16 protein-coding genes are annotated in these 12,651 nt (G+C 30.1%); 13 read left to right on the forward strand and 3 right to left on the reverse strand.

All coding sequences use genetic code 11. From position 1 onward, the window contains the following. Window positions 1–17 precede the first annotated feature (17 nt). The 13 genes from KQI42_RS19660 (at window position 18) to sigK (ending at window position 10,292) form a co-directional block, all read left to right on the forward strand. Window positions 18–455, forward strand: coding sequence for a Fur family transcriptional regulator (locus KQI42_RS19660; protein WP_216522244.1), 438 nt, complete (start codon window positions 18–20; stop codon window positions 453–455). 105 nt (window positions 456–560) lie between these two features. Next, the gene (locus tag KQI42_RS19665) at window positions 561–2,225 is read left to right on the forward strand and encodes a ribonuclease J (protein ID WP_216522245.1); all 1,665 of its coding nucleotides are present in this window, start codon (window positions 561–563) and stop codon (window positions 2,223–2,225) included. Between the two features lie 155 nt (window positions 2,226–2,380). After that, complete coding sequence (locus KQI42_RS19670; protein WP_216522246.1) at window positions 2,381–2,680, forward strand: LysO family transporter; 300 nt, start codon at window positions 2,381–2,383, stop codon at window positions 2,678–2,680. Then, complete coding sequence (locus KQI42_RS19675) at window positions 2,670–3,263, forward strand: LysO family transporter (RefSeq protein WP_216522247.1); 594 nt, start codon at window positions 2,670–2,672, stop codon at window positions 3,261–3,263. The genes KQI42_RS19670 and KQI42_RS19675 overlap by 11 nt, the downstream gene beginning before the upstream one ends. Window positions 3,264–3,293: 30 nt before the next feature. After that, entirely contained in the window at window positions 3,294–3,446 is a 153-nt protein-coding gene (locus tag KQI42_RS21555; protein WP_425519810.1) for a hypothetical protein, read from the forward strand. Continuing rightward, window positions 3,427–3,597: a YlbF/YmcA family competence regulator gene (locus KQI42_RS21560; protein ID WP_216522250.1), complete on the forward strand. Its 171-nt coding sequence runs from the start codon at window positions 3,427–3,429 to the stop codon at window positions 3,595–3,597. Before KQI42_RS21555 ends, KQI42_RS21560 begins: the two co-directional genes overlap by 20 nt. Window positions 3,598–3,625: 28 nt before the next feature. Beyond that, window positions 3,626–4,117 (forward strand): QueT transporter family protein, encoded by a 492-nt coding sequence (locus KQI42_RS19690; RefSeq protein ID WP_216522252.1) that lies wholly within the window; start codon window positions 3,626–3,628, stop codon window positions 4,115–4,117. 90 nt (window positions 4,118–4,207) lie between these two features. Beyond that, complete coding sequence (gene mltG, locus KQI42_RS19695; protein ID WP_216522254.1) at window positions 4,208–5,257, forward strand: endolytic transglycosylase MltG; 1,050 nt, start codon at window positions 4,208–4,210, stop codon at window positions 5,255–5,257. A gap of 49 nt (window positions 5,258–5,306) precedes the next feature. Next, entirely contained in the window at window positions 5,307–5,966 is a 660-nt protein-coding gene (locus KQI42_RS19700) for an O-methyltransferase (RefSeq protein ID WP_216522256.1), read from the forward strand. Then, entirely contained in the window at window positions 5,959–7,188 is a 1,230-nt protein-coding gene (locus tag KQI42_RS19705) for a peptidase U32 family protein (protein WP_216522258.1), read from the forward strand. The genes KQI42_RS19700 and KQI42_RS19705 overlap by 8 nt, the downstream gene beginning before the upstream one ends. Next, the gene (udk, locus tag KQI42_RS19710) at window positions 7,188–7,814 is read left to right on the forward strand and encodes a uridine kinase (protein WP_216522260.1); all 627 of its coding nucleotides are present in this window, start codon (window positions 7,188–7,190) and stop codon (window positions 7,812–7,814) included. Before KQI42_RS19705 ends, udk begins: the two co-directional genes overlap by 1 nt. A gap of 59 nt (window positions 7,815–7,873) precedes the next feature. Further along, complete coding sequence (locus KQI42_RS19715; protein ID WP_216522262.1) at window positions 7,874–9,529, forward strand: peptidoglycan D,D-transpeptidase FtsI family protein; 1,656 nt, start codon at window positions 7,874–7,876, stop codon at window positions 9,527–9,529. Between the two features lie 61 nt (window positions 9,530–9,590). Next, the gene (gene sigK, locus KQI42_RS19720; protein WP_216522264.1) at window positions 9,591–10,292 is read left to right on the forward strand and encodes an RNA polymerase sporulation sigma factor SigK; all 702 of its coding nucleotides are present in this window, start codon (window positions 9,591–9,593) and stop codon (window positions 10,290–10,292) included. Between the two features lie 208 nt (window positions 10,293–10,500). On the opposite strand, the gene KQI42_RS19725 is transcribed toward sigK, so the two are convergent. The 3 genes from KQI42_RS19725 to KQI42_RS19735 form a co-directional block, all read right to left on the reverse strand. Further along, complete coding sequence (locus tag KQI42_RS19725) at window positions 10,501–10,995, reverse strand: DUF4878 domain-containing protein (RefSeq protein WP_216522266.1); 495 nt, start codon at window positions 10,993–10,995, stop codon at window positions 10,501–10,503. Between the two features lie 93 nt (window positions 10,996–11,088). Then, window positions 11,089–11,502 carry a peptidoglycan-binding protein gene (locus tag KQI42_RS19730; protein ID WP_216522268.1) on the reverse strand — a complete coding sequence of 138 codons (414 nt, stop codon included), beginning with the start codon at window positions 11,500–11,502 and terminating at the stop codon, window positions 11,089–11,091. Window positions 11,503–11,598: 96 nt separating this feature from the next. Further along, the gene (locus tag KQI42_RS19735) at window positions 11,599–11,805 is read right to left on the reverse strand and encodes a hypothetical protein (RefSeq protein ID WP_216522270.1); all 207 of its coding nucleotides are present in this window, start codon (window positions 11,803–11,805) and stop codon (window positions 11,599–11,601) included. Between the last annotated feature and the right edge of the window lie 846 nt (window positions 11,806–12,651).

The following is a 12,651-nucleotide window of genomic DNA, read 5'->3' on the forward strand; positions in this document are numbered from 1 at the left end:
ATAGACGGGTGAAAAAAATGGATATTAATGTTAATGTGATTAAAGAAAAACTTCAAAGAGAGGGTTACAAGTTAACAACTCAAAGAAGAGCTATATTAAATGTTATAATTAACAATTATGAAGAACATTTAAGTTGTGATGAGATTTATCATATGGTTAGAACTAAATATCCTGAAATAGGGATTGCTACAGTTTATAGAACGTTACAATTATTTGAAAAATTAAATATAGTTTATAAATTAAACTTTGATGATGGATGTAGCAGATATGAGATTAACTATGGTACTGAAAATCATCATCATCATCATTTAATTTGTTTAAAGTGCGGAAAAGTAACAGAAGTAAAATTAGATCTATTAGAAACTTTAGAGGAAGAAATCCAAAAGGAGGGGAAGTTTTCGATAGTTGATCACAACGTAAAATTTTTTGGGTATTGTAATGAATGTAAAGAATAAATCCCAAGAGGGATTTATTTTTTTCAAGTATTTTTAGCAAGAAATAAAGGATATAAAATGGAAAAAGTGGAGAAATTAATGATAAAGTAAAGAGGAGATGATAAAGTGTCGAGAAAACCAAATAAATTAAGAATTATACCCTTAGGCGGATTAGGAGAAGTTGGAAAGAATATTACAGTTATCGAATTTAAAGATGATATTATTATAATAGATTGCGGTTTAACTTTCCCTGAAGATGAAATGTTGGGCATAGATGTAGTAATTCCAGATATTACTTATCTATTTAAAAATAGAGAGAAAATAAGAGGAATCGTATTGACTCACGGTCATGAAGATCATATAGGTGCATTACCTTATATATTAAAGAAATTGAATCTGCCTATTTATGGAACTAAATTAACATTAGGTCTTGTTGAAACAAAGTTAAAAGAACACAGGATAGACAATGTAACTATGAACATAGCTAAACCAAAGGATATTATAAAACTAGGTTGCTTTGAAGTAGAACTTATAAAAACAAGTCATAGTATTCCTGATAGTGTAGGTTTGGCTATTCATACTCCAGTAGGGGTAATAGTTCACACAGGAGATTTTAAAATAGATTTTACTCCAATAAATGATGACGTAATAGACTTACATCGTTTTGCTGAAATTGGAAGCAAAGGGGTTTTAGCTTTATTGGCTGATAGCACTAATGTTGAAAGACCAGGATATACTATGTCAGAAAAGACAGTAGGAGATACCTTTAATAATATATTTTCTAAAGCAGCAGAGAGAATAATAGTAGCTACTTTTGCTTCTAATATTCATAGGATTCAACAAATAATAAATTCTGCAGAATTATTTAATAGGAAAATAGTAGTGTCAGGAAGAAGTATGGTAAATACTATAAATGTAGCTTATGAATTAGGATATTTAAAAATAAAAGAAGGAACATTAATTGATATTAATGATATGGGCAAATACTCTAATAATGAAATAGTACTAGTAACTACTGGAAGTCAAGGGGAGCCTATGTCTGCATTAGCAAGAATGGCTTCTTCTGAGCATCGGAAAATAGAGTTGCTGCCAGAAGATACTGTAATTATATCTGCATCTCCTATTCCAGGAAATGAAAAAACCATTTCTAGAGTAATAAACAAACTATTGGAAAAGGGAAGTAAAGTCATTTATGAATCCTTAGCGGATGTTCATGTGTCAGGTCACGCTTGTCAAGAAGAGCTAAAATTAATTCATACTTTATTAAAGCCTAAGTTTTTTATACCAGTTCATGGAGAATATAGGCATCTAAAAAGACATGCGGAATTAGCAGAAAGCTTAGGTATGCCTAGAGAGAATATTTTTGTTGTAGATAATGGTACCGTTGTAGAATTTACTAAGGATACAGGAATCATTGGTCAAAGTGTACCTGCAGGGAACATTTTAGTAGATGGACTAGGAATTGGAGATGTAGGTAATATTGTATTAAGAGATAGAAAACATTTATCCGAAGATGGGTTGATTGTAGTAGTTGTTACTATCAGTAAACAAGACGGTAGTGTTATAGCTGGTCCGGATATTATTTCTAGAGGTTTTGTATATGTAAGAGAATCAGAAGACCTAATGGAAGAGGCTAGAGGTATAGTAAAGAATGTATTAATAGAATGTGAGAAGAAAAATATAACTGATTGGGCAACTTTAAAATCAAGTATAAGAGAAGTTTTAAGAAGTCATCTTTATGAAAAAATTAAGAGAAATCCTATGATTTTACCGATAATTATGGAAGTTTAAGGAGATCCCGGTATATTAAAATATACCGGGATTCTTTAAATACAAATTAAAAAGGTTTTTCCTAATCTAATATGTCTCTATAGGATGCTTTTTTATATTATTTAAACATGGTATAATATTAAAATAAGAATTTGTTATTGCTGAGGGGGGATAAAATGGGGCTTAGGCTATTAATCTATTTAGTAATTTTATCAATTGGAGGAATAATAGGATACAGGGATAAGGTAAGTGAGGGATTAAAAGCTAGATTAAATACTATTCAAAATATTTGTTTATTGTTTTTACTTTTTATAATGGGAATTAGAATTGGAATAGATGAAAAAGTGATATCTACATTTTTCTCCATAGGATTAAAGGCAACAATAATTAGTATTTTTACCGTTTCTTTCAGTATATTATTTGTTCATTTAATAAGTAAATATATTATAGTAAAGGAGGATAAAATTGAGTCTTAAAATATTTATTTCAGTTATATTAGGGATAGGAGCTGGATATTTCTTTTTGCCTCCTACTTTTTTTGCAAGCACTGATATTATTATTGATATTGGATTATGCTTATTATTATTTTTTGTTGGTATAGATATAGGAAAACATAAAGATGTTTTTATTAAAATTAAAAACATTGGTTTCAAGATTTTATTAGTACCTTTAGCCGTTATTATTGGTAGTATATCAGGCAGTATAGTGGCAGGAATTATACTTAGAATGCCTCTGAATGAAGCTGGTGCTGTAGGTGCTGGACTGGGTTGGTATACATTATCCTCTATGCTTTTAGCTAACTATTCTACAGAACTTAGTGCTTTAGCGTTCATAGCTAATGTAGTTAGAGAGATAATAGCTTTAATAACCATACCGATGGTAGCAAAGTATATAGGGAGTTTAGAGAGTATTGCTTCTTGTGGAGCAACGGCAATGGACACATCTTTACCTGTAATATCTGAAGCTACAGATTCACAAACTACTATTATAGCTTTTATTACAGGAGTTATTTGTACAATGAGCGTTCCTCTCTTATTACCAATGATATTAAAGTTGTAGAAAGGTTATAATGTAAAGGTATATGATAAGATCAATAGATTAACCAATGCTTTGAAAGGATCTAATGAATACAAAGAATATAAGGGAAAATTAGAGGTAGCGTATAAAGATGAAGAGAATAAAAAGATAATTAAGATTTTAGATAAAAGTGGTTCAATTACAAATGGCTCAGATTTCGGGTAAAGAAATCCCTAAAGAAGAAATTGAAAAAACTACAAAACTTGAAGAAATCCTAATGTTAAATTCTGATATAAAGAATTTTTTTATGGCAGAGTTAAGGTTTACACAGCTTATGAAGGATATCAATGATATTCTTCTAAGCTGTAGATATTGATTTAGGAGTATGATGATAGGAGGTTAAGATGAATATAAAATATTTAACTAAAGCTAGTTTAATAGCTGCAATTTATATTGTTCTAGTCATTCTACAGCTACTACCCTTGCCATTAGCAAATCTTACTTTTGGTCCAATACAATTAAGAATAGCAGAAGGGTTGACTTTACTACCTTTAGTTGAGAGCGCAGCTATACCTGGGCTGTTTGTAGGATGTTTACTTTCTAATTTATTATTGGCCGCATATTCCGGATTTGGATTATTAGATATTTTAGGAGGTAGTTTGGTCACTTTGTTATCCGCATATCTTACAAGAAAAATGCCTAATAAAATAATGGGAATGCTGCCTCCTGTAATACTAAACGGTTTTATAGTTTCTATTTGGGTATCATTTTTTACTAGAGTACCTTACTTTTATACCGTATTAGGTATTGGAGGAGGAGAGTTAGCGTCTGTTGCCATATTTGGCAGTATAATTTTATTTGTTTATGAACAGGCTATTAGCTACAGAGATTATTAATAATCTTTCATTCTTATTGTAAAAATAGGCTGAAAACAGTATAATAAAATAGATAAATATCTATTTTAATCTAAAGGTGGAGATTATCTAGTGGAAACTACAAAAAAGAAAAGAAAAAGAAAGAAAAATAATATAAAAATTAAGTTAATTGTATTATTCATTATTACAATAATTATTGCACAAGGAGTTTCTTATTATGAAAAGAGCCTTACGGCTGTTGATTCTAATGCTCCTACAGAAATAACTCTAGAAATACCGTCTAGCAGTTCTACTACTAAGATTGCAGAGATTCTTTATGAAAATGGGCTAATTAGAAATAAGCTCATATTTAAACTTGTAGTAAAAAATAAATCTGCTGGCAATAAATTGAGAGCTGGTAAATACACGTTAAATACAGGTATGGACATAGAGACTATTATAGGTCAACTATCTAAGGGTAGAAGTAGTGAAAATACAATTAGGTTTACAATACCAGAAGGATATGAAATTAAACAAATGGCTGAAAAGTTATCTAAAGAGGGTTTAGTAAACAAGGAAAGATTTTTACAATTAACTTCAGATAAAAAATACTTTCAGGACAAGCACTTGTTTTTGAAAGAACTTGAGGATGGTCAAAGCTTAGAAGGATTTTTATTTCCTTCTACCTATGAAATATTTATTAATTCTAAAGAGGAAGAATTAATTGAAAAAATGCTTTCAGAATTTGAAAAGATTTATGATAAAGAAATTAAGCCAAAGATGAAGGAAATGGATATTTCTTTAAATGAAATAATTACTTTAGCTTCTATTATTGAAAGAGAAGGAAAAGTAGATAAAGAAAGAGAATTGATGTCTGCGGTTTTTCATAATAGACTTAAAAAGGGAATGCTATTGCAATCATGTGCTACTGTTCAGTATGTTTTAGGAGAGAGAAAAGAAGTATTAAGTGAAAAGGATACAAGAGTAGATTCTCCTTATAATACTTATATTCACAAAGGTTTGCCTCCTGGACCTATAGCTTCTCCTGGAAAGAGTTCTTTAATTGCTTCTGTTAATCCAGCAGACGTAGATTATTTATTCTTTGTATTGACTGGTGATGATGGAACTCATACTTTTACTAACAACTACAAAGACCATCTAAATGCAAAACCAAAAAAATAAATACGTGGTTAGACCACGTATTAATTTTGTGAAAAAGGGTGATTAAATTTTGAACTATATAAATGAAGAATATATAGAGGAGTATATTCGGAGTATTTTACCAGAAAATAATTTTTATTTGAAAGCTATGGAACAATATGCAGAGGAAAACCATATTCCTATAATTCAACCGGAAGTTGCTCAATTATTAAAAGTTTTATTAAAAATGAAAAATCCTAGAAGTATATTGGAAGTAGGAACTGCCATTGGCTATTCAGCTCTTATAATGGCAGAGGCTACTTCTCCTCAATGTAATATAACTACCATTGAAAGACGACAAGATATGATTCAATTAGCAGAAAATAATATTTCTAATACAGAGTACAAAAATAGAATAAAGATATTACAAGGAGAGGCGGAAGAAATTCTGCCTACTTTGGAAAGCAAGTTTGACTTTATATTTCTAGATGCAGCTAAAGGTCAATATCTAGAGTTTTTCAAGTATTGTATATCTTTTTTACAGCCAGAAGGTATAATAGTTTCTGATAATGTTCTCTATAAAGGAATGGTAGCAACAGATAAACTTGTAGTTAGAAGGAAAAAAACTATTGTCAAAAGACTAAGGCAATTTTTACATCACATAAATCATATTGATGGGTATATATCTTGTGTGATTCCAATAGGTGATGGAGTAGCAATAACACATAGAGAGGATGATATATTTGAATAAGATAGAATTATTAGCGCCAGCAGGGGATTTGGAAAAATTAAAGATGGCAATAATTTATGGTGCTGATGCAGTTTATCTAGGAGGAGAAAGCTTTGGGCTTAGAAAAGCTTCAAAGAACTTTTCAATGAAAGAAATTGAAGAAGGAATTAACTTTGCTCATGAGCGAGGCAAGAAAGTATATATTACTATGAATATAGTTCCCCACAATGAGGACTTAGTGGGTTTAGAGGACTATATAACTGAGTTATATAACTTGAAAGTTGATGGTGTATTAGTATCTGACCCAGGAATATTTTCCGTAATTAGAAGAACTATACCTGATCTACCTATTCACTTAAGTACTCAAGCAAGTGCTACTAATTATGAGACTATTATGTTTTGGTATAATTTAGGTATTAGACGTGTAGTTTTAGCTCGCGAGCTATCATTTAAAGAGATAGAAGATATAACAAAAAAAATTCCAAAGGATTTAGAAATTGAAACCTTTGTGCATGGAGCTATGTGTATATCTTATTCTGGTAGATGTTTATTAAGTAATTATATGACTGGAAGGGATGCTAATAGAGGAGACTGTGCTCACCCCTGCAGATATAAATATCATTTAATGGAAGAAAAAAGACCGAGGGAATATTTCCCTGTTTATGAAGAAGATGAAGGTACCTTTATATTTAATTCAAAGGATCTATGTATGATAGAACATATTCCTGAGCTTATTAAATCAGGGATTAAGAGCTTCAAAATTGAAGGTAGGGTAAAAAGTTCTTATTATGTTGCTACCGTAGTTAGGGCGTATAGAATGGCTATAGATGAATATTATAAAAATCCGGAGAATTACTCATATAATAGTAAATGGCTAGAGGAAATAACAAAAGCCAGTCATAGAGATTTTACTAAGGGCTTTTATTTTGGTAAGCCAACAGAAGAAGATCAAGTCTATACTTCGAGTTCCTATATTAGAGGTTATGATTTTGTAGGCTTAATTCTCGATTATGATAAAAATACTAAAATTGCTACAATAGAACAGAGAAATAGGATGTTTGTTGGTGATGAAATAGAAGTATTTGGACCAAATAAAGACTATTTTGTTCAAACTATTGATAAAATGTGGGATGAAGAGGATAATGAGATAGAAGTAGCTCCCCATCCACAACAAATAGTAAAGATGAAAATGGCCTATCCTGTGGAAAAAATGGATATGATTAGAAAAGGGAGAAAGGATTGATGCAGGTGAAAAGACCGATACTTATTGGAATAACTGGCGGGACTGGCTCTGGGAAAAGTACTGTTTCTAGGGAAATATTTAATTCTATACACAAAACTAATGTTGCCGTTATAGAACAAGATTCTTATTATAAGGATCAAAGTCATTTAACCTTTGAAGAAAGAGTAAAGACTAATTATGATCATCCTTTTGCTTTTGATAACCCTTTATTAATAGAACATTTAAAAGATTTACTAGATAATAAACCTATAGAAAAGCCAATTTACGATTTTGAAAGGCATACAAGAAAAAAAGAGACTATTACAGTAGAGCCTAAAGATATAATAATTCTTGAAGGCATTTTAATATTAAGCGATGAAGATGTGAGAAATTTATTGGACATAAAAATATTTGTTGATACAGATTCAGATGTTAGAGTTATTAGACGTATAGTAAGGGATATTAAAGAGAGAGGAAGAACATTAGAATCAGTTATTGATCAATATATGGAAACTGTAAGACCTGCACATTTACAATTCATTGAACCAACTAAAAAATACGCAGATATAGTTATCCCTGAAGGCGGATATAATAAAGTAGCCATAGATATAATTGTTGCAAAAATAAATTCTATATTAAATAATTAGACTAATACCTTCCCTGCAAAATGGTAATAATAGTATTATCAAGTCAGGGAGGTTTTTTTATGACCAGATTTCGAAAAAATATTATTCATAGTCGATTACAAAATTTTGGCTATATTGTATGTCTAGTTTTTATCTTACTTATTGGAAGGTTATATTACCTTCAAATTTACAATAACAAGGATTTAAAAAATCAAAGTTTAAAACAGAGAGGAAGTGAAATTAACCTATATCCAAAGCGGGGAATAGTATATGATAAAAATCTAATCCCTTTAACTAATAGGGAAAGGGTTACTACATTGGTTATACCAAAGGATAAGTTATTAAAGGATAAAGAACTGTTGAACGAAGTGAAAAAAAATACTAGGTTATCTCTAGTTACATTTAATGAAATATTAAATTCTAATAGTAAATTAATACAAATTCCTTTAAAACAAAAAATGTCCATAGAAAATGGTAATAACGATATGTTTATGGTAGATATAACCAATAGGTATTCTCAAGACAATTTATTATCTCATGTTTTAGGATATGTTAATAAAAGTGAAAATCGAGGAGAAGCAGGAATAGAGAAAGTTTATGATGATCTATTAAAAGAAGGAGAAAAAAAATCCTTATTTATTGAATTTGATAAAGGGAGAAAAATAATACTTGGAGGAGCTTATTCTGTTGAAAATAATCCTAATCCTAAAAATCCTGGTGGAGTTAAACTAACCATAGACTATCCTATACAAAAGATTGTAGAAACTACTTTAGATGAAAATAGAGAACGAGGGTCTGTTATAGTAGCTGATATTAAGACAGGAGATATTCTTGCTATGGCTAGCAGACCAAATTTTAATCAAGAAGATATTGAAGGATATTTACGCGGAGATGATATGGCTCTTTATAACAAAGCTATTCAAGTTTCTTATCCTCCTGGATCATTATTTAAGATAGTGGTATTATTGGCGGCCTTAGAAGAAAATCCAGATTATATATATAAAGATTATTATTGTAAAGGATATGAAGAGATAAAAAATTTAACAATAAACTGTAATAGAATAAATGGGCATGGTAACATATCATTAAAAAATGCATTTGCTAAATCCTGTAATTCTGTTTTTATTCAATTAGGTAAAGATTTAGGAGCTGAGGCTATAATAAATATGGCAAGAAAGTTAGGATTTGGTGAAAAACAGAATATTGGTCTTTTAGAAGAAGTAGAAGGAAACCTTCCTAAAGGCAAAGAACTAATAGGACCAGCTATAGGAAATATCTCTATTGGCCAAGGAAATATTGAAGCTACGCCTCTTCAAATTACTAATATGATGATAACAATTGCTAACAAAGGTATACAAAAAGATATGTCCATAGTAAAAGGAATAACTACAAAAGATGGTGAAATGATTAAAGAATTTTATAGGGAAAAAGATAAGAGAGTAATTTCTGAATTTAATAGTGAAATAGCTCAAAAGATGTTAGAAGAAGTAGTTTTGAGTGGAACGGCAAGATCTATAGATTTATCAAATATAGGTGGAGGAGCAGGTAAAACTGGTTCCGCACAAGCAATTTTAAATAGAAGAGAAACTATCCATGGGTGGTTTGCAGGATACTATCCAGTAGATAGCCCTAAATACGCCATAACAGTTTTTATCGAAGAAGGAAATTCTGGTTCTAAATCAGCAGTACCGATTTTTGAAAAGATATGTAAAGAAATTTATAGTATTAATAGGTAGGACTGGCACCATTACTCATCTTTTCTCATATACTTTAATATGGGAAAATGGGGGTGCCTTTATGGATAGTTTAATATTACTAACTGTTGGAGGGTTATTAAAACCCTTTTTAATCTTTACTGGGTATATTACTAATGCAAATTCTTTTCCAAAACCATTATCAAAAGAAGAAGAGGAAAAATACTTAAAACTCTGTGCCGAAGGTGATGAAAAAGCTAGAAGTATACTTATTGAAAGAAATTTAAGGTTAGTGGCACATATAGTAAAGAAATATAATAATACTGGAAAAGATACTGACGATTTAATTTCCATTGGAACCATTGGACTTATAAAAGCAATTTCCACTTTTAATCCATCTAAAGGAACTAGGTTAGCTACTTATGCGGCCAGATGTATAGAGAATGAAATATTGATGACTATTCGATCTACTAAAAAGTCAAAAGTAGAAGTTTCTCTCCATGAACCCATAGGCGTGGACAAAGAGGGCAATGAAATAAGTCTTCTGGACATATTAGGCACAGAAGTAGATGAAATCTTAGATGAAGTACATTTAAAATTACAAGTTAAAAACTTATATAAAGCTATAAATCAAGTGCTTAAAGATAGAGAAAAATCTATAATTGAATTAAGATATGGACTTATAGGTGGAGGATGTAAAACTCAACGAGAAATTGCTAATATGCTAGGAATATCTAGATCTTATGTATCTAGAATTGAAAAAAGAGCAATAAAAAAATTAAACAAAGCATTAAATAATCAATGAATCCGATGAAGTAAAAGTAAAATATTAGATATATAAATAAATCCGGGATTTCCCGGATTTATTTTACAGATATATAAAGCCTATTAAAAATATAAAATATTACATTATGGTTCTTCTTCAAATAGTTTTACAATTGATGATAGATTACCAGTTATAGAATTATAGAGATCATCATCTGGTTCTATAAACCACTGTCCCTCTTTTTTAACTAAATTAATGTTAATAGTTTTTTAACCATAGGAATATCATCACTATTAAGTTTATCTATCAACATGCTGTCCATTAATTTATCCATTTCATCATCATCAGCAGCATCTTCATTAAATGCATTGGCAAATGCTAATGGAAGAGCTTCTTTTAACAATTCAGCCATGATGGTACCTAAATCAGGAGAATTAATCTCTGTTTCTAATACTGCTTTATCACCATCTACTTCAGAATTTAATATATTATATTCTAATTTACTATAAGCTTTTTTAAATGCTTCATCAGTTGCATCGTTTTCATTAGCAAATACTTCTTTAAGGGATTCATCAGAATCGGATTTTAAGTAATTTAAAGATTCTTCATTATTACCATTCTTTGAAGAATCCAAATAAACAGTTACAGTACCTTTAGGATTAGGCGTTGAACAAGCAACAGTGCTAAAAGTTAGTACACCAATTAATAAAATAGATAAAAATTTCTTCATAAATTTCTTCATAATTTAGTCATTCCTTTCAAGTCTAATTTTCTAGACAAACAAAGATATTCTAAAATAGTTTCTATATCCCTAATGCTTCTTTAGTTTTAGTTCCTAATATACCATAAACTTCAAGACCATTATCTTCTTGAAATTTTTTATAGCTGCCTTAGTGTTTTTCCCAGTCTTTCCGTCAGCTTTACCACAATCATAACCTAATTCATTTAACTTCTCTTGAGCTTTTTTAATCTCACTAGTTTTAGCTGAAGTAGAACTTTTACTTGATAATTTAGTATTAGATTTAAAAGTAGATTCACTACTACTGCCACTGTAAGGACATACACTATTATCATGTAAATGGGCAGGATTACCTCCATAATGATAATGATAGTTTCCTAAACCACTTTTGTTCTTATTATTCTTATGGCCACCACTGGAATCTGTTTTACCTGGATGACCCAATGTAGAAGCAGGGCTTAATAATAAAGTAACAGCTAAACCAAGTGAAGCAATTCTTATTTTTTTCATAAAATTTCCCCCTTATAATTATTTTATAAAATGCAAATTATTATCGAATTGCGTCGAACTCGCGTCCTTGTATAGAGTTTACAAAATACTCAAATTCTAAATCTGAACTTTATAGATATAAATCAAACTTTCTTCTGTAACATATAAATCTTTTGCTATTTGCTCTATAGTTAAATCTGAATGGTAAACATCATTTAACCTAGTGTCAAGCAGCTTTAGATCAAAATAATCGGCTTGATATTCTAATTTTCCTTTAACGATTAGCTTATTATTATAAGCAGCTGAAGATAATTCTATATGCAATAGAGCGTGCTCAAGTTCACGAGCAAGAATAAATTTTTCATATCTATAAATACTATGAATTCACCATGCTTGTACTGTCAAAATAGGCGTTTTAATTGTCATAGTAAATGTGAAAAGTATATTAAATATAAAAGCTGTTTTAAATCAAGAAGAGATACTGAAGAACAGAAATATAAACGTAGATGGTATAAAAGAATCGGGGCAAGCCCCGATTCAATCATGATCAATTAGAAGAAATCACAGTTACAGAATATAATCACTAGTAATAAAAAGAAAAATAACAGTGAACTGCCTGTGTCACAGCCACCATCAAACCGAGTGTTACGTACTTCATTGTTAGCCATAATGAGCACCTCCTATAAAGTAATAAAAGATGGTTTTTAATGTGTCGTGATATACAAATATATTCTTATAAAAAGGTTAGATACAGAAGCAGAACAAAAGTATCAATATTATGAATATGAATATTATTGATTCATCAAAACAACCACCAAAGAATCCATCAAAACATCCGCCACGACCTTGCTTATCAGCCATAATAGTACATCCTTATCATGTTAATAAATGAGAGAGTTACTAGCTGAGGATTTTTTAAATCCTAATATATAGTATGAAATTATCAAAAAATTGCCAATGTTTAAAGCAAGTTTTTCTAAAAAAATAAAAAGACAACTAAAAAAGAAAAAATCGGGGCAAGCCCCGATTGGTGAAAAGTTTAGCATCTACTGAATCCACCACAGCTACAGAATAAAATTACTAATAGAAGGAAGAAGAACAGTAATGAATCGCCTATACCGTCACAACCTCTGTCTCTGTCGCAATCTCTGTCTATTATGCTAAATAAAT

Source organism: Tissierella simiarum, assembly GCF_018917865.1.
GTDB classification, from domain to species: Bacteria; Bacillota; Clostridia; order Tissierellales; family Tissierellaceae; genus Tissierella_C; species Tissierella_C simiarum.